This window comes from Calothrix sp. UHCC 0171, from assembly GCF_034931845.1.
GTDB lineage: Bacteria > Cyanobacteriota > Cyanobacteriia > Cyanobacteriales > Nostocaceae > Brunnivagina.
In genome coordinates, this window is sequence record NZ_JAYGHN010000002.1 from 129,974 (window position 1) to 153,304 (window position 23,331).

Genomic DNA, 23,331 nt, shown 5'->3' on the forward strand with positions numbered 1-23,331 from the left:
CCTGATTAACTAATTGGAGCACTGGGATGAAATACACATTTGATATTGTAGGCATATCTCCAGTTTTATCTTTTTTTAATCGCCAGATACAAAGCGACAAAGCTCAGGAAAATTTCGGCGTAGAATACTTAGGCACACATTTGTGTACACTTGATGCATTCATCTCGACAGTTGAATCAGTGCCACCAAAAAGCGCTTGGAATATGGATGAAGTCGTGGCAACAGTAATTGATTTTTGGATCAAAAATTCTGATAGTGTTCGCTACTGGCAATCTCGTCTAAAAGATGCTGGTCAAGATAATCTCATTGTTGCTAGAGTAGCAGATATAAATTCCTTACAATCGGAATTGGAATTATTATTGAATAAAAATTGGTAGCACAAATTTCAGTGAATTTAAGGATGCTGTAGTTACGTTTTTTGCTCATCCGTAACTCAATACGGTTCGGCTAGGGAGGAAAATAATAAGACTTAATCATCCATAAGCTATTGATTCTAAAAGCCAATAGCTAAAAGCTAACCGCTAATAGCCATTTTTGTCTGGCAGAACTGTATTTATGCGTAACTAGCCGTAAGCAACAGTGAGCTTATTTAAAGACGTGCGGTTATTTAACGACTATTTGATTGAATAGAAGCCGGCAGTAGGATTTGAACCAACGACCTTCCGATTACAAGTCGGATGCACTACCACTGTGCTATGCCGGCAAGAGCAGTCATTTAATGGCGTGAGTGTTGAATTTTGCTCACGATTAATGATTATATCATCGTTCTGCTAAATGTAAATACCATATCTCAAAAATATTTGGGTAATAGCTAGCAATAGCTATTATTTTAGGTTTTGCCAATGCCCAATCATAAAATTCTCTGTCTGGAGAGTGATTCCTTGAGGTCTAAAAATATGGTTATTCTTGATAGAGCTAAATTTATTTAAAATATCAAAGAATTTCAACTAGTCGTTGACAGCATCATAAAATCTTGGTTAGACCAAAGTAATACCCAGTCGAACTTGAAGGCTTGATTTCTTCAAGGGACTGGGTATGAGAGTAAAAGTACAATTTTTCAGTGTTAAAAGCATGGCAGCGTTGATTGGACGAGATTTATTAAGTTTGGCGGATTTTACAAATCAGGAAGTGCAAGAACTTCTGACATTAGCAACCCAACTCAAATCACAAAAGGTAAAGTTGCAGTGTCACAAAGTATTGGGACTTTTATTCTCGAAGGCTTCGACTCGCACACGGGTTAGTTTCACCGTCGCGATGTATCAATTAGGTGGGCAAGTAATTGATTTAAACCCAAATGTGACTCAGGTAAGTCGTGGAGAACCTGTACAAGATACAGCGAGAGTTCTCGATCGATATTTGGATGTTTTAGCAATTCGTACTTTTGCACAGCAGGAGTTGGAAACTTTTGCGAGTTATGCCAAAATCCCTGTGATTAATGCGCTGACTGATTTAGAGCATCCTTGTCAAGTTTTAGCCGATTTAATGACAATTGAGGAAAGTTTTGGCGATTTAGCGGGGTTAACTTTGACTTACGTTGGTGATGGGAATAATGTCGCCAATTCGCTAATGTTAGGTTGTGCTTTGGTAGGAATGAATGTGCGTATTGCCACGCCTGCGGGATATGAACCAAATCCAAAAGTTGTTGAACAAGCACGGGCGATCGCTAATAATAAAACTCAGGTGATTATTACTAATGATCCAGAAGCCGCAGTCAAGCACGTAAATGTACTTTATACTGATGTCTGGGCAAGTATGGGACAGGAAGAAGAGGCAGATGACAGAATGCCCATTTTTCAACCTTATCAAATCAATGAAAATTTGTTGAGTATTGCTGACGCAAATGCAATTGTTTTACACTGTTTACCAGCCCATCGCGATGAAGAGATTACCGATGCGGTTATGGAAGGTGCCCAATCCCGAATTTGGGAACAAGCCGAAAATCGAATGCACGCTCAAAAAGCATTACTAGCAAGTATTTTAGGAGCAGAATAAAAATTGGGGAGTGGGAAATGCGGATTGGGGAAACTTCTGATAGTTGAAAGGAAAATTGAACTCTTTTCTATTATCTTCACTGTTCATCCGTAAAAATTCGCCAAAAATAAGCCCAAACTGAACAAATCAAATTGAAAGCTTAAATACATTTATCCCCACCCCCTGTTACAAACTAACGCAGAGTTTCTCGCAGCCAAATCCGAATCTGAACTACACCTCAAATTGAATCTGGAAAATTGAATCTGGAAAATTTCAAAATAAATTTGAAAAAGTGTCCTCCTTAAGTTATTTTTATAGTACTAATGTTCTGAGAACATGGGTATTTTCTTCTCCAATAAATTTTATGGAACGACTTACTGAAGCTCAACAAGAATTGTATGAATGGTTGGCTGAATACATCCGTATCCACCAACATTCGCCTTCAATCAGGCAAATGATGTACGCAATGAACTTGAAGTCACCTGCGCCAATTCAAAGCCGTCTAGAGCATTTACGCACGAAAGGGTATATTGAATGGAACGAGGGAAAAGCTCGAACCATTCGCGTATTAAAAAATAAAAAGCAAGGAGTACCAGTTTTAGGAACCATTGCTGCGGGTGGTTTAATCGAACCTTTTACTGATGCTGTCGAGCATGTTGATTTTATGAATATGTCATTACCAGCACAAACCTATGCTTTGCGGGTGGCGGGTGACAGTATGATTGAGGATTTAATTGCTGATGGAGACTTAGTCTTTTTGCGTCCAGTTCCCGAACCCGAAATGTTGAAAAATGGAACTATAGTTGCAGCTCGTGTCGATGGGTATGGAACTACCTTAAAGAGATTTTATCGTAATGGCGATCGCGTTACACTCCAACCAGCTAATCGTAAGTATACACCGATTGAGGTGAGTGCAGTCAGCGTCCAGGTACAAGGTTCGCTAGTCGCTGTGTGGCGTGGTTACAACTAAACCAACAGCAAGCTCATCGCCAATACTTCTCGGTTAAAGGGAAAAGGGACAAACCTGAAAATGCTCATGACGGAAGGATTTTGATTTTATCATTCTGAATCTTTTTTACTTAACCGAGCAGTATTTATTTCACCCTCTTCCCCTTTTTCTTTCCCTTTTCCCTACTTTTTTATGTATCAAACGCAAACCAGGTTAAAGCAGATACCAGAAGCAGTCGCAACATTTAAACTCTCTACCAATTTATCAATATTTGCGGATAAACCTAACAATATCACTGCCATTGTTAGGGAATCTCCAAGTAACTATCAAACCAATTCGCAATCATTTGGCTGTCCGCAAATGCCAAAATTGTTGCAATTGCGTAGTTATCAACGTCAAGCCATTACTAACTGGTTTGCCAACAACGGTAGAGGAACTTTAAAAATGGCAACAGGCAGTGGGAAAACGATTACTGCCTTAGCAATTGCGTGCGAACTCTATCAACAAATTAATCTGCAAGTATTACTAATAGTCTGTCCTTACCGTCACTTAGTTACACAATGGCAGCGTGAATGTGAAAAATTCAACCTCAAACCAATTTTGGCTTTTGAGAATGCGCGCAATTGGCAAAATGAACTATCAACACAACTGTATAATATTAATTCAAACTCGCAAAATCTTAGCTTTGCGGGAGTATCACCAAGATTCCTCACCATTATTACAACAAACTCTACACTAACTAGTGAAAGCTTGCGATCGCAACTTAAATATTTACCAGAACGTACTTTAATTATAGGTGATGAAGCACATAATTTAGGTGCGCCCAAACTTGAAGAAAGCTTACCTCACGGTGTGGGTTTACGATTAGGATTATCAGCAACACCCGAACGCTATTTTGATGATAATGGCACGCGATCGCTTTTTGATTACTTTGGTGCAGTATTACAACCAGAATTCACCCTCAAAGATGCAATTAATCAAGGTGCTTTAGTTCATTATTTATATTATCCAATCCTGGTAGAATTGACAGAGTCTGAAACTATTGCTTACTCAAAAATAACCCATAAAATTGGCAAGGCATTATTATATAGAGATAGAGAAAAACTTGATTTTGATAATTTAGAAAAGGCAGAAGACATTACATATCTTCTCATGCAAAGAGCAAGATTAATCGGAACAGCCGCAAATAAATTACACGCCCTACGCGAGCTAATGAAAAACCGCCGTGATACGAATCATACTTTATTTTATTGCAGCGATGGTTCCATTGAATCAGATGTATACTCTCACCAAAATCAATCTAACCTACATCAATTAAAAGAAGTTGCTCGTATTTTAGGTAATGAATTAAATTATCGAGTGAGTACCTACACCGCCCAAACACCACTATCAGAAAGAGAAATTTTGCGTCAACAATTTGAACGTGGAGAGTTACAAGGTTTAGTCGCAATTCGTTGTCTTGATGAAGGTGTCGATATTCCCGCAATTCAAACTGCTGTAATTCTCGCAAGTTCCAGCAATCCTCGCCAATTTATCCAACGTCGTGGACGAGTTTTACGCCCTCATCCTGGAAAAGAAAGAGCCACAATATTCGACATGATTGTTTTACCTCCAGATTTGGATAGAAAAACACTAGAGCTTGAGAGAAATTTATTAAAAAAAGAATTACGTAGGTTTGTCGAGTTTGCCGATTTAGCTGACAACTCCGGCGAAGCCAGAATGACATTATTTGATTTGCAGAAAAGATACGGCTTAATGGATATTTGAATTAATATCTGGATTGGATGCAAAAATAGGGTGGAGTTAAAAAAATTATGCACAAAAATTAGTTCTCATTATACATGAATTCGACGAATAAAATATAAATTTTCTCCCTAGTGATAGAGGCTGAATAAATTTAGTTTTCCATTTCAATCACCTAAGTCTCTAGCTCCTTGTCTACTAAGGGAAGAGTTTAGGTTATGTTCATATAATTTATCTTAATCATCATTTATTCGGATAAATTAAGCTGATAAGTCAGCAAAATCAAACAGGAAAATAAATGAAAACTAAAATGTTCAAGTATATACTATTGTCTCTACCATTTCTCCACAAGAATAAAGTAATATCTTTTTAATTCTGCTAAAAATAAATAAAGTTTTATTGAATTTGAACATCATAACTTTAAGCGATTTTAATAATACCGTATTATTTAATGGTGATTTTTAGTTTAAAATAAAATATATACATGTTAAACCTGTTAAAAAAAATAATCAAAAATATCAATGAAAAAAGAACAGAATATAGACGACGTGCAAGAACCAATCAACAATGCACCACCAGAAGTCAAACAAATTATAGAAAGAGTATGGCAATTAGAAAAAAGCCGACTGGATAAAAAAAGCTTTAGCCACATTAATGATGATATTTTGATGATAATTAAAGAATCTGTAAGATGAAGCTGATATCAATAAAGCTTTGTAACTTTCGCTCGTTTTACGGCAAGACACCAGAAATTATTTTAGCTGGTAATGAAGTTGTTAATACGACTATTATTCATGGTAACAATGGTAGCGGAAAAACGAGTTGGTTAAATGCATTTACCTGGGTACTTTACGAAAAATTTAGTGCCGCATTTGCATCAAATGAACAGTTAGTTAATAAACGGGCAATGGCCGAAGCTGAAATCGGACAGCAAGTTGATTGTTGGGTAGAAATTGCATGGGAACACGACAGTAAACGCTACCGTCTGAAGCGCCAGTGTTGCGCTTACAAAACTGAAAGTAACTTTGATACGGGAAAAACTCAACTTTACATGCAAGTTGCAGGTGATGATGGACGTTGGTATCTACCACCTCAGCAACCAGAAGAAATCATTAATCAGATTTTACCTAGTAGCTTACATCAATATTTCTTTTTTGATGGAGAACGTATTGAACAAATAGTTCGTAGCGATAAAAAAGCAGAAATAGCAGAAGCAACAAAAATGCTATTAGGTGTTGAAGTCATCAATCGTTCAATCAAACATTTAGGAGAAGCAAAACGTACTTTAGAAACGGAATTAAAAGCGATTGGAAATTCAGAAGTTAAGCAGCTATTAAAACAACAAGCAAAAATTGAAATTGAAATTGAAAAAATCAAAAATAGACAGCAAGAAATTAATCAAGAAATAGAATATCAGGATAGATTTAAACAGGAAGCTAATACTCGTTTGCGGGAACTTAGCGCTGCCAAAGAATTACAAGAAAGAAGACAAAATCTCAATAGTCAAAAAGCTTCTTTACAGGAACAACTACATAAATCACGTGAGAATATCAAACGTATTATTTCCACACGTGCTTATACAGTGCTACTATCAGAAACCACATTGCAATTTCGTACTCTAATTGAGAATTTGCAACAGCGAGGAGAATTAAAATCTGGAGTTTCGCGAGAATTTATTCATGATTTACTCACCAGAAATAAATGTATTTGTGGTGCTGATTTAAATAATGGTAGTAAACCCCATGAACATGTGAAGAATTGGTTAGATAAAGCTGGTTCTTCAATAGTTGAAGAAACAACAATTAGGATGGTGGCGCAAGTAGATGAGATTGATAAACAGGCTATTAGTTTTTGGGAAGAGATTGATAGAGAGCAGTTAGTAATTAGTGATTTAAGACAGAATATATCACAAATAGAATCAGAGTTAGATAATCTTCACGAAAGGCTCAGAAAAGACCCCAGTGAAGAAATTCGTAGCTTACAAAAACGCCTTGATGCAATTGAAGGTAAAATTTCTGAGCTAATTTTTGAGCAAGGCAGAAATCAGCAGCAAATTGACAATTTAAAATCAGAATTGGACGACTTAAATAAAAAAATTACCAAGCAGAAATTTCATGAAGAAAGACAATCCTTAGCACAACGAAGAATCACAGCAACACAAGATGCGATCGCAAGATTAACAGAAGTTAAAATTCGCCAAGAAAATCATTTTCGCCTGCAATTAGAAAAGCGTGTTCAAGAAATATTTAGTGCAATTTCTCCTGCCCCTTATATTCCTAAAATTAGCGAAAAATACGAACTAACACTAGTAGAAAATACTTTAGGTGTGGAAATGCCAGTGGCGGCTTCGACAGGTGAAAATCAGATTCTGAGTTTATCTTTTATTAGTAGCATTATTGATAAAGTACGCGAGTGGAGCGATAAGAAAAAAATGTTAATGCTACCGGAAAGTAGCACATTCCCAATAGTCATGGATTCACCATTTGGTAGTTTGGATGAAAATTCTCGGCGACATGTAGCTAAAATCGTTCCTCAACTAGCTAATCAACTTGTGATTTTGGTGACAAAAACCCAATGGAGAGGTGAAGTTGCAGAGGAGGTTAGTAATAGAGTTGGTAGGGAGTATGTATTGACTTACTATTCTTCTAAACCCGATTGTGAACAAGATTTTATTGAATTGCGAGGAGAGAGATATCCTTTAATTAGGCAAAGTCCAAATGAATTTGAGTATACCGAAATTATTGAGGTAGATAGAGATGGTTAGCAGATACATGAATTCTAGGTTATCAACTTTGATAATTAAATTAAATTAATTAATATGGCGGAAACAGGTAGAATTAGGGTTGCAAAAGACAAAGCCGAATTAGTGAAAGCATTAACATCCGCAGAGGGTAGAACAGGTCCTTTTCAAACCTTTGCAGATGTCATCGTGTTTGCCGCTACTTTGGGTGTAAAACGTAAAAAACGGGTTGCATTGGGAGAAATATCTAAACGGGAACCTGCACCGATTAGAGTAGAGCATTTTGTATCAATGGGACATGATTGGGTAATTAAATTATTAGGTGTGACAGCAACTCAAGATATTAAAGTAATATCTCCTTTTGAACAAGAGTTTGAAACCCAAAGAAATTCTGTTTTTGAAGAATATGCAAATGGAGGTTTAGAAATCTTACAAAATGAGTTAAGGGGAGCGGTAGACTATACAGAAAGAATTTTGTTGTTACTGAGTTATGAGCGTGATCATAGAGAAGAGCAGAAAGAGGAATTTGATTTAAGTAAATTTCTATCTTGATTTCTGCTAAAGATAAAGTTTTTTATTTATATTTTCCATATCTATAGCAGTCTTAGATTAGATATTAAATTTTACTCAAAGAATGGCAGGAAGCCCGACTTCATTTGGTTTGACTAAATTTCCCTGAAAATCAATCGTTCTATTCTCAAATGTTCTCACTTTTGCCAAATCTTTTCTTAATTCAGCTATTTCCATCGAATCTTTAATTCCACCCAAAATATAAATAACTAACTTCGCCGCTAAATCCTTTCCTGCAACTAAGATTCGTTTCCGGTTTGGGTCATACAAAACCCCATAGAAAATTGAGTTTGGCAACTCTATATTACTAAACCCTCCTTGCTTATCAAACTTGCGAAGTTTTTTAAAAATTTTGTCGAGAGATATTCCCTTTCTAAAGACTAAAATACCTAAAGCTTGTACTAAAGCCACTTGACCAACGGGACGAAAAAGCACATTTCCTTCACCACCATCTTTTTCAAAACTAAAACGTCGTAATGCTGGTGTCCCTTCATCTTCTAAAATTTGATAACTAGGTAAATTTGCTAAATAATCAAACAACTTCTGAAACTCTGCAATTCCCTCTGCTAATTCCTCATTTTCTGGACGCATGGAAATTAAACCTTTCTCCTGTTTCCAATGTAGAAATTTTTGACCTAAATAACGTTCCGACATTTCTTTCAAAGCCTGTAATGTCGTCAAAACTGTGGATTTATTAGCGACTGTGGCGCTATTCCAATTAATGCGGGATTTGCAATTTTCCTTCTGTGCAAATAAAGGATGGGTGACAGCAATTTTTCGGGCGATAATAGAAAATCCATCATCTTCATCCAACTGTGCCAACTGACCTTTAGTTAAAGCAACAGCCATTAAATTCACATGAACAAATATAGACCTAACTCTACGTCTGGCTTCTTCACGAGTTTCACCAGCAGCAACAGCCGAAATAAATTCAATACCGATTTTTTCTTGAGTTAAGCTTTGTAAATAAGCTGGTGTTACTTGATATTGCTCAATCAAATCATCTACTGTTATTGTAGTTTCAGCAGGAGTTTTATCTTTTTTATAGCGTTGGATTTTACCAAACTTTAATAACTCAATTAAACCCTGAATTCCCATTAAACGGTGTTGCCCATCTAATGCATAAATAGTTATATTTTCATGAGAAATATCTAGAACACCGATTTTACCATTTGTATCGATCGCTGTAAAATTACTTGAGGATTTGATGGCTTTTCCCTGACTATCCCATTCCGGTGCTTGCAGATTATCTACCCAGGGTTCATTGATGACAACCAACACAGGTGGAAATTTATGATGCTTCCGTGATGCCAAATACTGCACTAAAGCTGCTTGGCGCGTCCAATCGAGGGGGCGCTGCTGAATTTCATCAATGCTATCAGCGTCAATTTCCACATTATCTGTGTCAGAATTATACTTGTGCTGAAGCATGGGCAAAGATGAAGCGAAATTTACCCGACTCGCGAACCATTCCAATGTGACAGAACCAACATAAGCCTCAGTACCTCCCATTTCTGTTTTCTGCACTGGAAGCTGTTCTTCGCTAGATAGATACTTATCTAGTAATAAAGTTAGTAACTCTTTATGCTTATTTGCCTCAATATACTGACTAGCGATCGCAGCAAAGGCTTCAGATGCATTTTGACTCATACTACTTAAAAAAACACAAAATTTTGCAATAGACTAACTATATACAAAAGTGTTTGTAAAAAAGTTAAGTTTTTAAAAACCTGAAATTGTGCCAAATTATGTAATACTAAATGTGCCCTTGTGTAAACACATGACTCGAAAAATATTTTTTGTCAATATTTTTGGTTGAAATTAAGTCTCAAGTAAGAATTTGTAACAAGTGCAGGTGACTTTTGGTAAATTCTCATGTTCGCAGGCGGTTGCATAGGTAGATAAACAATGACTACAACACAACAGCCAGATAGCAAAAATCAAAATCAACGGACTGTTGCTGAGTTTGTTGAAGATATTCAAATGCTCACCCAGGAAATACAGGAATTGTACTGCTTAGATGCGATTCCTTGGATTATAGGTGTATCTTGGGGCAAAGATTCGAGTACAATATTGCAATTAGTGTGGAATGCGATCGCAGAACTTCCACCTGAAAAAAGAACTAAAACAATTCATGTAATTACAACAGATACTCAAGTTGAAAATCCCATCGTTTCCGCTTGGGTTCGTCAATCGATTCAGCAATTGAAGACGGCTGCGGCATATCAAGGGATGCCGATTGAAGCCCATTTACTGCAACCTGTTGTTCAAGATACATTTTGGGTAAACCTAATTGGCAAAGGATATCCAGCACCTCGCAATCAATTTCGCTGGTGTACTCCTCGCTTGAAAATTAATCCCGCCAATCAATTTATTCGCGAGATAGTGCGCGCTAGTGGTGAAACAATAATTGTGCTTGGTACTCGGAAGGCAGAGAGTAGTAAACGTGCCGCAACGATGAGAAAACACCAAGTCCGAAGAGTACGTGAGCGCCTCAGTCCTAATGCCAGTTTACCTAATTCTTTGATTTACAGTCCCATAGAAGATTGGCGAAATGATGAGGTTTGGCTGTACTTAATGCAGTGGGAGAATCCTTGGGGCGGTAATAATAAAGATTTATTTGTGATGTATCGCGGCGCAACAGTAGATAATGAATGTCCCTTGGTGATTGACACATCAACACCTAGCTGTGGCGATTCTCGTTTTGGTTGTTGGGTTTGCACAATCGTTAATCAAGATAAGTCAATGGAGGCAATGATTCAAAATGATGAAGAAAAAGAATGGATGCAGCCTCTATTAGATATCCGTAATGAATTAGATATTAAAGATGATCGAGAAAAACGAGATTTCCGCCGAATTTGGGGGGATGTGCAACTTTTTGAGCGGAATAAAAATAATAAAGATAAAGAAACTACCGTCGAACCAATTCCAGGTCCTTATACTAAATATTGGCGTGAATATTGGTTAAGAAAGTTGCTGGCAGCCCAAACAAAAATTCGCCGTACAGCACCAGAAAACATGCGCGATATCACTTTAATTACTGCTGAGGAATTGAGTGAAATTCGCCGAATTTGGCTGGAAGATAAACACGAATTTGATGATACTTTACCTCGCATATATAAAGAAGTGACTGGAGAAAACTTTATTGATCCCCGTCCTGGTGCTGGTTACAGTTTACTAGGTAGTGACGAGTGGGCGGTACTCGAAGAAATTTGTGAAGGGGATGCTATGCACCTGGAATTAATGGCAAAATTATTAGACACTGAGTATCAATTTCGCAAGCGATCGCGTCGAGTAGGAATCTTTGATGCCTTAGAAAAATGCTTTGATACCAGCTCGCGATCGCAGGATGAAGCTATCAAAAATGCACACTTAAAAAGAGATTTACGTGAAGCTGTCAGTGAAGGTAATATCGCGAAGGTAAAGCAATTAACTTTAGGTGATGCACTGTCTTCAATTAATAATTATCAAGAAGATAATTTATCTGTAAATATTTCGGAAATAAAGCCCGAAATCAATTCTAATGAATCAGCTTTGATAGAAAAAAATAATATCAAAAACGAATCAAATCAACAAGAAAGAAAAACCCAAAAACAAAACTTTGCGGGAATGAAATACAAAAAAAACAAAAACTAAAAAAATAATACTAATAGCTAATATTATGTGCAGCGAATTTCAAATAAATAAAATTAAATAATATTGATATCAGACTCTATGCACACAATATAGTAAATCCCTGGCAATAGGGAGATAGAAACAATTTTTGCTGTAGTCAAAACAGTCAAATTTTAGTTATTAACCTAGAACTTATTAGCCTTTAATAAAGCATGAAATTTATAGAACTAGTATTACAAAATTTTGGTCCTTACTATGGTCGTCAAGTCATAAATCTTAACCCTAATTTTGATGATGAAAATTCCCATCCTATCATTCTCTTAGGGGGAATGAATGGTGGAGGAAAGACGACTCTCATGGATGCAATTCGTTTAGCTTTGTATGGACACCGGGCTGAATGCTCAACGCGGGGAAATTTAAGCTATGGTGATTTTTTAGTTCAATGTATAAACAGCCATACCCAAGCTGGGGATACACGAGTTGAATTAGTTTTTGAACATCTAGAAAATGATAAACCAATCAAATATCGTATTGTCCGCACTTGGGATCGAAATTTGAAGGAAGGAAAAGAAACTTTAGGAATTTTTAATATAAAAGATGATACTTGGAAATTAGAAGATTTAGTTAATACTTGGGATGATTACATTGAAAATTTATTACCACTAGGAATTTCGAGTTTATTTTTATTTGATGGTGAACAAGTTAAAGAATTGGCAGAACAGGAAATACCACCGCCAACTGTTATTGATGCAATTCGCTCTCTTTTGGGTTTAGAATTAGCCGAACGTTTAGCATTAGATATTGAAATATTGGCGAATCGTAAGCGTAAGGAAGTTGCCGAAAGTCAAGATTTAAAAAACTTAGAAGAACTCGAAGAAAAGCTCACAGATTTACAAGTAGAATATCAAACAATCAAAGAATTAGCAGATTCTCAATTAGAATTAATCCAAAGACTAGAAAAAGAACAAAAAGAAGCATTTGATAAATTTGTTTCTGAAGGCGGGAAAATCGCCGCAGAACGTAATCAGTTAGAAAAACAACTTCATCAAAAAGTCGCAGAAGTTGAAGAAGCACGTCTGGGTATGTGTGAACTTTCTGCCAGTGTTTTACCCCTGGGTTTAATTGAGTCTTTGTTAATTCAAGGGCAAACTCAAGCTGAAAAAGAATTTCGCATTCAACAAGCACAGATAGCAAGGGATATTTTATTTGAACGCGATCGCCGTTTGCTAGAATGGATGCAGAAGCTCAAAATGGAAACGACACAAGTCGATAAAATCAAAGACTTTTTGGAGGCAGATGTGGCAACTTTGAATGCAAATCTGCTGCAACCAGAGAAAATGTGGATGTTAGCTGATGCCGAGGCTTTAAGTGAATTAGGTAATGTTCTATATTACTTACAAAATTCTCGTAATCTTGCCAAACAGCAACTAAAAATTTTCAAAAATAAAGAAGATGAAATCATTGCTTTAGAACGACAATTACAAACAGCCGCATCACCAGAAGAATATAACACTCTACTAAGTGCATTGGAAAAAGTACAAAATCAAGTCATAGAAGCTAAAGCTAATTATGAAAATACAAAACGCCGTTTGTCTGAATTAGATACTGAAATTGAAGAATTAAAAAAAGAACTCAGAACATTTACTACCCAAACAATTGATCGTAAAAGTACCGAACATATTATTAATGCATCAGAAAAAGTACAAGCAACACTCAAATTATTTCGCGAAAAATTAACCTTAAAAAAGTTAAATAAACTCGAAGTCAAAGTTACCGAATGTTTTCGTTATTTACTCCACAAATCCGACTTAGTCCATCGGGTTGCCATTGATACGAATACATTTAGCCTATCACTTTACGATTTACAAGGGAAAATAGTTCCCAAACATCGCCTTTCGGCAGGAGAAAAACAACTCCTAGCAATCGCTTTTCTTTGGGGGCTAGCACGAATTACAGGACGCAGATTACCAATTGCGATTGATACCCCATTAGGCAGGTTAGATTCGTCCCACCGAGGTAATTTAATTGAACGTTATTTTCCCTCCGCCAGCCATCAAGTAATATTACTATCCACTGATACAGAAATTGGTAAAAAAGAAGTCGAAACACTACGAAATTTAGGAGCGATCGCCCAAAATCATTTACTCCAATATGACTCAGCCAAACGTCAAACAACAGTAATTGAACATAAATATTTTTGGTAATTTGTAATTCTTTACATCTCACTCAACAAACATCATAATCTATGGAAGCGCCAATAGACAGAATTAAATTATCACAAACCGCAAAAGACCAATTGATCAAACTCAAGCGCATTACAAAAATTGACCAATGGAATATATTATGTCGTTGGGCATTATGTCGTTCTCTCTCCGAAGTAACAACACCTTCACCTGTTCCAATTAAACTGGATAGTAATGTGGAAATGAATTGGCGTGTATTTGGTGGGGATATCGCCGATATGTTATTAATTGCACTAAAACAACGTTGTTATAACGATGGTTTAGGTACTGAAAAAGAAGTTTTAGCAGAACAATTAATACTACATTTACATCGTGGAATTGGTTATTTAGCTGGTGATTTAAATATCAAGAAAGTTGAAGATTTGATTGAATTGGCGACAAAAAATAGTAAGTAAATAATTAAAATGCTGAGTAATTAAAATCAAAACTACATGCGATCGCAGTCAAATTGGTAAACGTACCCGTGGAGAACTGTATGTCCATATCTCTGCACTCCCGGAACGATCAAATTCGCTACAGTCAAAAAAATAGTTGCAACCCTGTGGAGCAAGGGTTATAGCTGCTAATCAGTTAATCTCAACTATCTCAAAATTAAGCTGGCTCCATTGGTAGAGAATGGCGATACAAAATACCTTTGATTTTTAATTCGCTCAATTCCAGAACCGCTTGAATTGTATCCCACTGATCGCGTTCTAAATCCAAAGCTTCGATTGATTTTTCCAGACTGTTACCGGAACGAAGGAAATGTTCGAGTTGGCGACGTTGGGATTTAGTTAGCACTTGGACAATCTCACGGTTGCGTCCCTGGCGTACAGCTTGTAGTTCTTGGCGTTCCTGGGGAGTAAGTTTTTCTTCGATGAATATATGGCTAGGGTGGGAAAATGCAATTATTGCCGTTTGGTGAATAGGGAACTGGTTCAGATTTATTCTTGTAGGAAAAGCGATCGCCACACCTGGAGTCACCAATATAATCGTCAGGAGAGTGACGACAAAAATTACAATGACGATTTGCAAGGAATGCAGCAAAGCAGACATCACCATTTTCATCAATGATTTTTTGAATTTAGCAGCCATATCAATTCAGTCCTATTAATGAAGTCTACATGTGAAGAAGTCGGTAGATTCGGAAGACATGTAGAGTAGGGGAGGACAAAACACGGAGAAAATTCTTCTTTATCTCTGCATCCCCGCCCCTTTTATCTCCGTTTCCTTCCCCGCGTCTCTCCTTTACTAGAATAGTCACTTTAGTTGATTGAATAATGTTGTCTCTATGACTTACCCCAGAAATAGATAATTAAATAAAATATATCAGTCATATTAAAATTACATTCTTTTATATTTGGCGAATGACAGCTATTATCAAAAGCATCCACTCAGGAGCGATCGCCATGAACAAACAACTACAGGAAAAAGAGGCAATTGGCACAGTTGGCAGCGATAGTACCATCGATTTAGCCGCAGCATTTCAAGAATCCCAAGTGCAGGAAATTTTAGAACAGCTTGATCAAGAATTAGTTGGCTTGCTGTCAGTCAAGAACAAAATCAGGGAAATGGCGGCTTTATTACTAGTTGATCGAATTCGCAAAAGTTTGGGTTTAACTGCCGGTGCTGTGACTCTACACATGACTTTCCTGGGCAATCCTGGCATGGGTAAAACTACAGTTGCCATGCGGATGGCGGAAATTTTGTATCGTCTTGGATATATTCGTCGGCAAAATGTTATGCTCGTCACCCGCGATGATCTAGTTGGTCAAGGTATTGGACAAACTGCACCAAAAACAAGGGAAGTTTTGAATAATGCTATGGGTGGAGTTCTTTTAATTGATGAAGCATACACCTTATTCCGTCCCACTCATCCCGGTGATTTTGGCTTGGAAGCAATAGAAATTCTTATGCAGGTAATGGAAAACCAGCGCGACGATTTAGTCGTCATTCTGGCAGGTTACAAACAGCAAATGGAACATTTTTTCCATAGCAATCCTGGTATGAATTCGCGCATTGGATTACATATTGAGTTTAACGATTACTCAGTAGATGATTTGATGATAATTGCTCAATCTATTGTCACAGAACAAAATTACAGCTTTAGCCCTGAAGCAGAGATTGCCTTTCGAGAGTATCTCGTGAGACGGAAAGTAATGCCGCATTTTGCAAATGCTCGTAGCGTCCGAAATGCAATAGATAGAGCGAGATTGCGTCAGGCAAATCGATTGTTGATGATACGTACAAGACCAATCACAAAGCAAGATTTGATCACTATTGAAGCAGAAGATATTTTAGCAAGTCGTGTATTTAAAGAAGGTGTACCAGATTGTGACCCAGAGAATTGAGTTTCTCTTAATCAACTCAAACTGTGACTAGCTCTTGTAGAGATTTGGGAAGACCTAGTCTCTACATTATTTTTCATCCCACATCTAATATAAAATCAAAAATTGTTGGCAAGATGACGGTTTGTAATGGTAATTTGGTTTTATGTATGACGAAGATGATCTCAGCCTACTTGATGCCGAAGCCGAGCTAGAAAGCCCCCTGGACAAGATTGAGCCTTTGACTAATGAATCAGAGGTTCCGAAACCCGACCCAGACGAGATGCTAGCCCTGCTCGTAAATCCCCTGCCACAGCAGCGAATGCTGGCGGCACGTGCTTTTTGCGACATTGAAGATGCGCGAGCAATTCCCCATTTAATCAACTTATTAACTGATACTTGTCCTCTCGTTAGGGTTAGTGCAGCTTATGGAATTGGGCGTAATCCCAGTGCAGATGCCGTAGAACCACTGGTTTCCAGATTAAATAATGACTGGAATGGCTATGTCCGCAAAGGTGTAGTTTGGGCATTGGGAAATTGTCGTGACAAAAGAAGTTTATTTCCCCTTGCGGATGCTCTCAAAACTGATATTCCCGCAGTGCGGCTGTGGGCTGCAACAGCATTGGCACAAATGGTAGATGTTAGTTATGAATCAGTTGTTGGTGCAATTCCACCATTAATCTCAGCTTTGGTACAAGACTCTGTAGCCGCAGTGCGTAGTAATTGTGCTTGGTCTATCGGACAACTTTGCCGCGAATTACCCTCAAATGTAGTGTATGCTACTGCTATTGACGCTCTAATTCAAACCTTTGCAGAAGATACAGATTTAGGTGTGCGTGAAGATGCAAAAGCGGCAATTTTAGGTGTTGGCGATACGCGCGGACTACAAATGATTGAAACCCTCGAACAAGAAGGATGGTTTTAATTTCAAGATTTTGAGAGAAACTGAATATGATACCCTCTGTGCCTTCACATAAATAATCTATCCTCAATAGATTGACGCACTTCGCTGGTAATGTTTCCTTCCACATCTAAACAATCCATGATTAATTGATTTCAGTATTTATACAGTCACTAATTGTCATTTGTTATTCCCCGCGTCTCCGTCTCTCCGTGTCCGTCTTTGATGCTTGGCGATGAAATTTTTTCATCGGGATTGCCTTCTTGTACTAGCTAAATTTCACCCTTTCCCCATATCTCAACAATCTTTCGATTGCCACCAAACGATTTTCCCAGACTCTCACTTGATAATAATTATCTACAGAATGCTGGCGCATCCATCCCCGAAATAACGATTGGAAGCGTACTAGTGATGACCTCGCTGTTACTAATTTACTGGCATTTGGTTTCTCCGCTAGCTGTTTTAAGGCGTTCTCCAATACACTTGCTTGTTCTTTAAAACTTGCTAATGCCGTGGGAGTTAAACGTAATTGATTGTTTTGTTCAATCCACTGCCATTCCGCTTGCAAGGCAGTATAACGTGCAACAGCACTTTGAAATGGTTGACGGTGGGGAATTGGTTCTTTCTCATTGTCTTGAAGATTACTGGGAAAATTCCCCTGAGTATTATTAAATACTTTCTCTAAATCTCCCGTGAGATTTTCGGCAGCAAATAAGGCATAACCAATCGCTGGTAAATCGCGAATTGCTTGAATTTGGTCGAATGCTCCGGGAGTGGGTAAATTCAGCAAACGAATCCCCGGTACTAATAAGGCTGAACCCAGTTGTCCAAACTGAGTTGAAGTAATCCAAGGTTGCGCCAAGCGTTCAAAACGTGCTGTATCCAATGCATAAGTCATAGGCAAAATCAGGTCAATATCACCTCGTCTTGCCCAAACTTCCCAATGCTGTTGAAGTTTCTGAATCCGTTCCTGTTCAGGCAGAGGAAATACCGCTACTGATAAAGCTAAATTTGGTCGCTTTTGGCGTAATTTCTGGGAAACTTCGGCAACAAAACTATTGACTTTTTCAGTCCGAAATGCTGTCCATTTCTGCCATAAATCTCCCTGGCTAGGCTTGATAGTTGTGGGGTCTACACCGTACTTTTGTTGAAATTGGATTCTGGCGGCTTTGCCATACCCGTAACTACGCCCAGCCGCAGGGTCTTGGAAAGGATAGCGAATATAGTCTAATTGCAAGCCGTCAACATCGTAACGGGTGATAATTTCTTCGTAGAGATTGAGTAAATACTGCCGTAGTTGCGGGTTCGCTGGGTCAAAAAAATGTTTGCCTTGTCCGGGAGGAATCATCTGTCCTTGATTGTCATATCCCGCCCAATCGGGGTGTGCTGCTAATACTGGTCCCGGATAATTAGGGTTAATACCGAGAAGTTCGTTGTGGCGGCGATTCCCGGCGGCAAATACCCAAACCCAAGCGTGTAATTCAATACCCCTAGCCTTAGCGAGTTTGACGGCTGATGCCAGGGGGTCCCAACCACGAATGAGGGGATTTTGTTGAGGTGCTACTTGACTGGGATAGATGGGATAGCTGGCGTTGAGAGTTTCAAAAAATACAGTATTTATGCCCGCTTGGGCGATGCGATCAAAAATTTGTGCTAAGGCTTTTTCGTTCCCCGCTTTGACAATTGTGCCGCGATCGAGCCAAATCGACCGAATTTCTGGTTGTGCCAACCTTTGATTTGTGGGGAACTGCTTCCAGAGTGAGCTTCTGGCTGATAACCATTGCTGGCGAGCTTGGCTATATTGTTTCTGAGCAACTAAACTAGGGAGATTATTAGCGATTTGACGGGCTTGTTCTGGGTTGGGAATTAAAGTTCTAGGGCGGAGGGATGTGTATTCAGCTTGTTGTGCTTTTGTTGAGGAAGCTTTACCAGCGATCGCAGATGCTGATAATTGGGCACTTTCAACACGTCCAATGAGATTTTTTAATTCTTGTTGTAGAGCGATCGCTTCTCTGCTACTAATGGGTTGTTGGGAATTGGGGACAACATCCAAACGTACAGATTGTTCAAGTTGATCGATCGCTTCATCACTTCTGGGTGTGTTACTAGGAAATCGTGCAGCTGTTGTATTTGGAGTGGGATTAGTAGGGGAAGAAAAAATATTGGGGTTAATTCTAATTGCTTGTCTTGGTGGTATTGGCTGAGAATTTTGTTCAGAATTTTGACTGAAGGAAGCAGGTTTTGGTAATTCTGCAATCGATTTAATACAGCTTTTCGCTCCGTTTACCTTAGTAGAAGCTCCTGGCGCTAACTTCATGTGACGAGCAATAGCTGCACGCAACCAACCGACATCTAATTCGCTAGCAGCAGCAGTATCCACACCCCAACGCCAACCTAAAAATGTCGATCGCTCGGTTGTTAAAACTGCTGTCGGACTATCTTTGGCATCCCAAGTCGCCGCAGTTTGTCCGACTGCGCTATCGGCGATGACTACACCACCGCGTACCTTCCCAAATACGCCGCCTTCCTTGACCCAATCTTGGGTAATTTTTTCTGGGGATGGTTGTAGTTTTTGTATTTCATTCCAACTAAAACCCCAATATCCACCGAGTAAAGCTTTCATTAATTGCCTGACTCCAGGTGCAGATAAACTGGCAACAGGACCACTCGCAACTAATCTACCACCCCGACTCATCCATTCTTCTAAAGCGATCGCCTGGGCAGGTGTTATGGTTTCAATATTCGGTAAAAATAAGATTTTGCGATCGCCCCAATCATTTGCTGATTGAATTGTATCTAAAGACACTAAGCAATATTTTACACCCGTAGCTTGCAAGCGGTTGGCGATGCCTGCCCATTGGTTAGCATTTTCTCGACTGTAAACAATGGTTAAATTTGCATCGGAATTGGTGCTGGCGGTTTGAGCGGTAGCAGGTAAAATATTAAAGATACTAAAAGTAAGAAATTGTAAATAAACGAAAAATAAGTTAGTTGTTTTTATCTTGACTTTTGATTTTTTTTGATTTTTTTGTTGAATTTTCAAGCCTGTCCTCCTTTTGCGAATAGTCACTAATGATAAATACTAATTATTTCTTTTTGACTCGTTTTAGATTATTTATTCGCCAGAAGTTAATAGTAGCTAATTACTATTAATTTATCTGGTAAAATTATAGAAATTTATCATTTGCATTCTGGACTTAACAATACAGCAATGTGTGAGAATTTGACAGTATTGAATAATCATAAACACAAAAAAAGTCAGAATAAACTTACTATGTAATAGATGCATTTCTTCTACTTGAGGTGGCGATAATGGTTACGCCAAGTGAATGTTTATATTTACTGATAACCGCAGGCTATAGAAGTAAAAAGATTTGATATAATTGTTTTCCAACCCATATATTTTACTGAATTTACTGAGAACAAAGTGCTGTATATTTACTGAATTATGCCAACGAAGTATAAAATTTAAAAATGACAATCATCGGTGACAATAAATAAATTAATGAAATTTTTCCAGAAATCGTGAATTACTAAATATCTAACCATCTTCACGAATACAGACATTGATTAACTCTTCTACACCTGCGACTGGAGTAATTTTTGTACCCAATCGAGTTGCTACTTCCTCAACGCTCAAGTCATCCAAAAACACTAATTCACCATGCTTGAGCATTACACTTGGTAACAAAATTCCATCCCCAAAATCTTGCCCCTGCAATTTCAATAGCAAATCATGCCCTGTCAATAATCCAGTCACACTAATATTTTGTCCCCAATAGTCGCTTGACAATGCGCGCATCTCCACTGCCAATCCGGCAACTGAATTTAAACGCTGCAAAATTGGTTGAAATGCCAGTTCTACAGCATTTCCCACCACCCAAGTAAACTTTCGCTCTCGTATTTTTGCTGATAACTTCGCTGGTAACAATTTATCTGCGATCGCCTCAAATTGTTTGAGAAACAAGCGAATTGAACCGACACCATTATCAATTTGCGGATAATCCCCATAGTCAGCTTCACATGGCAATTCTTCACCAGCGATTAAAAACCATTCATCTGCTAACCAAACAACTGGATAACCGAATTTTTGACGAAATTCCTGCTGAAGATGCTGTACCTGGATAATTACTTCTTTTGCTTTCTCAGGAGTAACTGGTGTTAACTCATCTTCTGTGGGGCGGAATCGGGTTAAACCAACGGGAACCACCGCTACGGATGTCACTGTCGGCAATTCTTCAGTATAAAATGACGCTAAGTCTCTAATTGTTTGTTCCAAATGTTTGCCGTCATTTATCCCAGGACACAACACTACTTGTGCGTGTATTTGTAGCCTTCGCTCCTGAAACCATTTAATTTGCTCTAATATTTCCCCGGCGCGTTGATTTTTGAGTAGTCTAATTCTGACATCAGGTTCCGTGGCATGTACTGATACGTAAAGAGGAGATAGTCGCATTGCTTCAATACGCTCCCATTCTCGCGCAGTCAAGTTAGTGAGGGTGAGATAGGAACCGTAAAGAAAGCTGAGGCGGTAATCGTCATCTTTAAAATATAAACTGTCCCGTTTACCAGGCGGTTGTTGATCGATAAAACAAAAAGGGCATTTGTTATTACATTGAATTAAATTATCGAAAAGTGCGGTTTCAAACTCCAGTCCTAAATCCTCATCGTAGTCTTTTTCAATTTCGACGTGATGTGTCTTCCCCGATGTATCTAAAACTTCCAGTTCCAAAAATTCATCCGCACATAAAAATCTATAATCAATTAAATCACGGGGTTGACTACCATTAATACTGACGATCGCATCACCAACATCAAAGCCAATTTCGGCAGCGATCGAATCAGATAATACTTTTGTGATACGGGCAGGACGGATAGACATAGAACGGATGCCGGGTAAAGGGTAAAAGGTAAAGGGAAGAAGCTACTTAGATGCTGGCTAACTACCAATTACCAACCAACTACTATGTTAGTATTTATTGCCCCATGACCCATGCCCTATCCTCAATCAGCGATTAATTAAATGCTCTTTGTGAAATCACAATTAAAATTGCCGTTCCAAATGCCAGACGATACCAGACAAATACCCAATTACTGTGTCTTTGCAGGAACTTGAGTAACCAAGCAATCGATAAATAAGAAAAGATAAACGTTGACAGAATGCCAATTGTCAGAGGTAAAAACATCCCCTCAACATTGAGAACATCTTTAGCCTGTACCAAAGTCGCAATTGCCAATGTCGGTAAACCCAACAAAAACGAAAATCTTGCCGCAGTCTGTCTTTGTAAACCAATAAATAAGGCAGTTGTCAGCGTCGAACCAGAACGGGAAGCACCCGGTAGCAGTGCTATCATCTGTCCCAAACCAACAATAATTCCATCTTTAATATCTACTTCTTCAAACCCCCGCTTGCGCGAGCCAAATTTTTCCGCCAAGCCCAAAAGCGTCGCCATCACAATTGACATACCAGCTATCATCAACGGACTTTCTAACTCGACTTTTAAAATTTTTAATCCCAAGCCACCCAATAATGCCGGTAAAGCCCCAATCGCAATCCCCAGAAACATCTTCCATTCGTATCGTTGCCATTCTTGGCGTTTAAATGCCAACCAAGCACCTTCCAAAATATTACGAATATCGCTCCAAAAATACATTAATACCGCAAACACACTACCAAGCTGAATCCCATCAACAGCTTCCTTCTTCCATGCATCCCAATGTAAAATATCCCGAAATATAATTAGATGTGCCGTGCTGCTAATGGGTAAAAACTCTGTAATTCCCTGGACTATACCCAAAATAAAGCCTTGGAAAATTTTCACAATCAAACTTGGTTCGTTTACAGTGACGCTACCAGTAGTTTGCATTAAGTGGTGTAAAAGTTCACCCGCGAAAAATGTTATCCCCATCAACTAGACTCCAGAAACAACTGCGTAACCATATAAAAAGGAATTATCCAACTTTACGTCATCATAGTCAGTTATTCCGGGAGACATATTTTTACACAGGGAAAGAGTTATGGCAATTATCAAAAAGGAAGCTATTGATTCATAGGGGCTAATACGGAGATTAATGTGTCATTTTTAACGTTTAGTTCGACGAACGATCGCACACACAAAAGCGGAGTCACACTGATTGACAAAACTTTGTGACGCAAGTAATACCAATTCACAATTCGCAATACTCGCAGAGCGAGAAGCTAAAGCTACGCAATTCGCAATTAAGAAATCCTGATTTTACAAGGGTTTCAGAATTTGGATATGTTTCACGATTTTAGTGAAATGGTATAAGCA

18 protein-coding genes and 1 tRNA gene are annotated in these 23,331 nt (G+C 38.3%); 12 read left to right on the forward strand and 7 right to left on the reverse strand.

What is annotated here, in order from left to right; all coding sequences use genetic code 11:
* Positions 1 to 26: 26 nt before the first annotated feature.
* Positions 27 to 377: a hypothetical protein gene (locus VB733_RS02565; RefSeq protein WP_323338547.1), complete on the forward strand. Its 351-nt coding sequence runs from the start codon at positions 27 to 29 to the stop codon at positions 375 to 377.
* A gap of 254 nt (positions 378 to 631) precedes the next feature.
* On the opposite strand, the gene VB733_RS02570 is transcribed toward VB733_RS02565, so the two are convergent.
* Positions 632 to 703, reverse strand: a tRNA-Thr gene (locus VB733_RS02570).
* A gap of 368 nt (positions 704 to 1,071) precedes the next feature.
* Between VB733_RS02570 and argF the strand changes: the two genes are divergently transcribed.
* The 6 genes from argF (at position 1,072) to VB733_RS02600 (ending at position 7,955) form a co-directional block, all read left to right on the forward strand.
* The gene (gene argF / locus VB733_RS02575) at positions 1,072 to 1,992 is read left to right on the forward strand and encodes an ornithine carbamoyltransferase (RefSeq protein WP_323338548.1); all 921 of its coding nucleotides are present in this window, start codon (positions 1,072 to 1,074) and stop codon (positions 1,990 to 1,992) included.
* Between the two features lie 343 nt (positions 1,993 to 2,335).
* Positions 2,336 to 2,941, forward strand: a complete 606-nt coding sequence (gene lexA, locus VB733_RS02580; RefSeq protein WP_096611903.1) for a transcriptional repressor LexA — start codon at positions 2,336 to 2,338, stop codon at positions 2,939 to 2,941.
* A gap of 171 nt (positions 2,942 to 3,112) precedes the next feature.
* Entirely contained in the window at positions 3,113 to 4,687 is a 1,575-nt protein-coding gene (locus tag VB733_RS02585; RefSeq protein WP_323338549.1) for a DNA phosphorothioation system restriction enzyme, read from the forward strand.
* A gap of 497 nt (positions 4,688 to 5,184) precedes the next feature.
* Entirely contained in the window at positions 5,185 to 5,358 is a 174-nt protein-coding gene (locus VB733_RS02590; protein ID WP_323338550.1) for a hypothetical protein, read from the forward strand.
* Positions 5,355 to 7,427, forward strand: a complete 2,073-nt coding sequence (locus VB733_RS02595; RefSeq protein WP_323338551.1) for an AAA family ATPase — start codon at positions 5,355 to 5,357, stop codon at positions 7,425 to 7,427. Before VB733_RS02590 ends, VB733_RS02595 begins: the two co-directional genes overlap by 4 nt.
* A gap of 54 nt (positions 7,428 to 7,481) precedes the next feature.
* Positions 7,482 to 7,955: a DNA phosphorothioation-associated protein 4 gene (locus VB733_RS02600; RefSeq protein ID WP_323338552.1), complete on the forward strand. Its 474-nt coding sequence runs from the start codon at positions 7,482 to 7,484 to the stop codon at positions 7,953 to 7,955.
* Between the two features lie 75 nt (positions 7,956 to 8,030).
* Here VB733_RS02600 and VB733_RS02605 read toward each other — a convergent pair whose 3' ends face one another.
* The gene (locus VB733_RS02605) at positions 8,031 to 9,623 is read right to left on the reverse strand and encodes a DGQHR domain-containing protein (RefSeq protein WP_323338553.1); all 1,593 of its coding nucleotides are present in this window, start codon (positions 9,621 to 9,623) and stop codon (positions 8,031 to 8,033) included.
* A gap of 258 nt (positions 9,624 to 9,881) precedes the next feature.
* Between VB733_RS02605 and dndC the strand changes: the two genes are divergently transcribed.
* The 3 genes from dndC (at position 9,882) to dndE (ending at position 14,226) form a co-directional block, all read left to right on the forward strand.
* On the forward strand, positions 9,882 to 11,609 hold the full coding sequence (gene dndC / locus VB733_RS02610) for a DNA phosphorothioation system sulfurtransferase DndC (protein WP_323338554.1): 1,728 nt from the start codon (positions 9,882 to 9,884) through the stop codon (positions 11,607 to 11,609).
* Between the two features lie 191 nt (positions 11,610 to 11,800).
* A complete protein-coding gene (gene dndD, locus VB733_RS02615; RefSeq protein ID WP_323338555.1) occupies positions 11,801 to 13,792 on the forward strand; it encodes a DNA sulfur modification protein DndD in 1,992 nt (663 codons plus the stop codon).
* 41 nt (positions 13,793 to 13,833) lie between these two features.
* A complete protein-coding gene (gene dndE, locus VB733_RS02620; protein WP_323338556.1) occupies positions 13,834 to 14,226 on the forward strand; it encodes a DNA sulfur modification protein DndE in 393 nt (130 codons plus the stop codon).
* A gap of 196 nt (positions 14,227 to 14,422) precedes the next feature.
* Here the strand turns inward: dndE and VB733_RS02625 are convergent, their stop codons facing one another.
* Complete coding sequence (locus tag VB733_RS02625) at positions 14,423 to 14,905, reverse strand: hypothetical protein (RefSeq protein WP_323338557.1); 483 nt, start codon at positions 14,903 to 14,905, stop codon at positions 14,423 to 14,425.
* Between the two features lie 314 nt (positions 14,906 to 15,219).
* Between VB733_RS02625 and VB733_RS02630 the strand changes: the two genes are divergently transcribed.
* Positions 15,220 to 16,161 carry an AAA family ATPase gene (locus VB733_RS02630; RefSeq protein ID WP_323338719.1) on the forward strand — a complete coding sequence of 314 codons (942 nt, stop codon included), beginning with the start codon at positions 15,220 to 15,222 and terminating at the stop codon, positions 16,159 to 16,161.
* A 142-nt stretch (positions 16,162 to 16,303) separates the two neighbouring features.
* The gene (locus VB733_RS02635; RefSeq protein ID WP_323338558.1) at positions 16,304 to 17,062 is read left to right on the forward strand and encodes a HEAT repeat domain-containing protein; all 759 of its coding nucleotides are present in this window, start codon (positions 16,304 to 16,306) and stop codon (positions 17,060 to 17,062) included.
* Between the two features lie 44 nt (positions 17,063 to 17,106).
* Here the strand turns inward: VB733_RS02635 and VB733_RS27485 are convergent, their stop codons facing one another.
* From VB733_RS27485 to VB733_RS02650, 4 genes are all read right to left on the reverse strand, one after another.
* Positions 17,107 to 17,181 (reverse strand): hypothetical protein, encoded by a 75-nt coding sequence (locus VB733_RS27485; RefSeq protein ID WP_416336285.1) that lies wholly within the window; start codon positions 17,179 to 17,181, stop codon positions 17,107 to 17,109.
* 125 nt (positions 17,182 to 17,306) lie between these two features.
* Positions 17,307 to 20,081 carry a glycoside hydrolase family 10 protein gene (locus VB733_RS02640; protein WP_323338559.1) on the reverse strand — a complete coding sequence of 925 codons (2,775 nt, stop codon included), beginning with the start codon at positions 20,079 to 20,081 and terminating at the stop codon, positions 17,307 to 17,309.
* Positions 20,082 to 20,579: 498 nt separating this feature from the next.
* Entirely contained in the window at positions 20,580 to 21,920 is a 1,341-nt protein-coding gene (locus VB733_RS02645; protein ID WP_323338560.1) for a TIGR03279 family radical SAM protein, read from the reverse strand.
* Positions 21,921 to 22,053: 133 nt separating this feature from the next.
* The gene (locus VB733_RS02650) at positions 22,054 to 22,947 is read right to left on the reverse strand and encodes an undecaprenyl-diphosphate phosphatase (protein WP_323338561.1); all 894 of its coding nucleotides are present in this window, start codon (positions 22,945 to 22,947) and stop codon (positions 22,054 to 22,056) included.
* Positions 22,948 to 23,331 lie beyond the last annotated feature (384 nt).

Bases quoted from the DNA above. Each gene is read 5' to 3' on its own strand.
- dndE (WP_323338556.1), top strand. From the start codon at position 13,834: ATGGAAGCGCCAATAGACAGAATTAAATTATCACAAACCGCAAAAGAC.
- VB733_RS02635 (WP_323338558.1), top strand. From the start codon at position 16,304: ATGTATGACGAAGATGATCTCAGCCTACTTGATGCCGAAGCCGAGCTA.
- VB733_RS02605 (WP_323338553.1), bottom strand. From the start codon at position 9,623: ATGAGTCAAAATGCATCTGAAGCCTTTGCTGCGATCGCTAGTCAGTAT.
- VB733_RS02630 (WP_323338719.1), top strand. From the start codon at position 15,220: ATGAACAAACAACTACAGGAAAAAGAGGCAATTGGCACAGTTGGCAGC.
- dndC (WP_323338554.1), top strand. From the start codon at position 9,882: ATGACTACAACACAACAGCCAGATAGCAAAAATCAAAATCAACGGACT.
- dndD (WP_323338555.1), top strand. From the start codon at position 11,801: ATGAAATTTATAGAACTAGTATTACAAAATTTTGGTCCTTACTATGGT.
- VB733_RS02585 (WP_323338549.1), top strand. From the start codon at position 3,113: ATGTATCAAACGCAAACCAGGTTAAAGCAGATACCAGAAGCAGTCGCA.
- lexA (WP_096611903.1), top strand. From the start codon at position 2,336: ATGGAACGACTTACTGAAGCTCAACAAGAATTGTATGAATGGTTGGCT.
- VB733_RS02590 (WP_323338550.1), top strand. From the start codon at position 5,185: ATGAAAAAAGAACAGAATATAGACGACGTGCAAGAACCAATCAACAAT.
- VB733_RS02600 (WP_323338552.1), top strand. From the start codon at position 7,482: ATGGCGGAAACAGGTAGAATTAGGGTTGCAAAAGACAAAGCCGAATTA.
- VB733_RS02565 (WP_323338547.1), top strand. From the start codon at position 27: ATGAAATACACATTTGATATTGTAGGCATATCTCCAGTTTTATCTTTT.
- VB733_RS02595 (WP_323338551.1), top strand. From the start codon at position 5,355: ATGAAGCTGATATCAATAAAGCTTTGTAACTTTCGCTCGTTTTACGGC.
- argF (WP_323338548.1), top strand. From the start codon at position 1,072: ATGGCAGCGTTGATTGGACGAGATTTATTAAGTTTGGCGGATTTTACA.
- VB733_RS02625 (WP_323338557.1), bottom strand. From the start codon at position 14,905: ATGGCTGCTAAATTCAAAAAATCATTGATGAAAATGGTGATGTCTGCT.
- VB733_RS02645 (WP_323338560.1), bottom strand. From the start codon at position 21,920: ATGTCTATCCGTCCTGCCCGTATCACAAAAGTATTATCTGATTCGATC.
- VB733_RS02650 (WP_323338561.1), bottom strand. From the start codon at position 22,947: ATGGGGATAACATTTTTCGCGGGTGAACTTTTACACCACTTAATGCAA.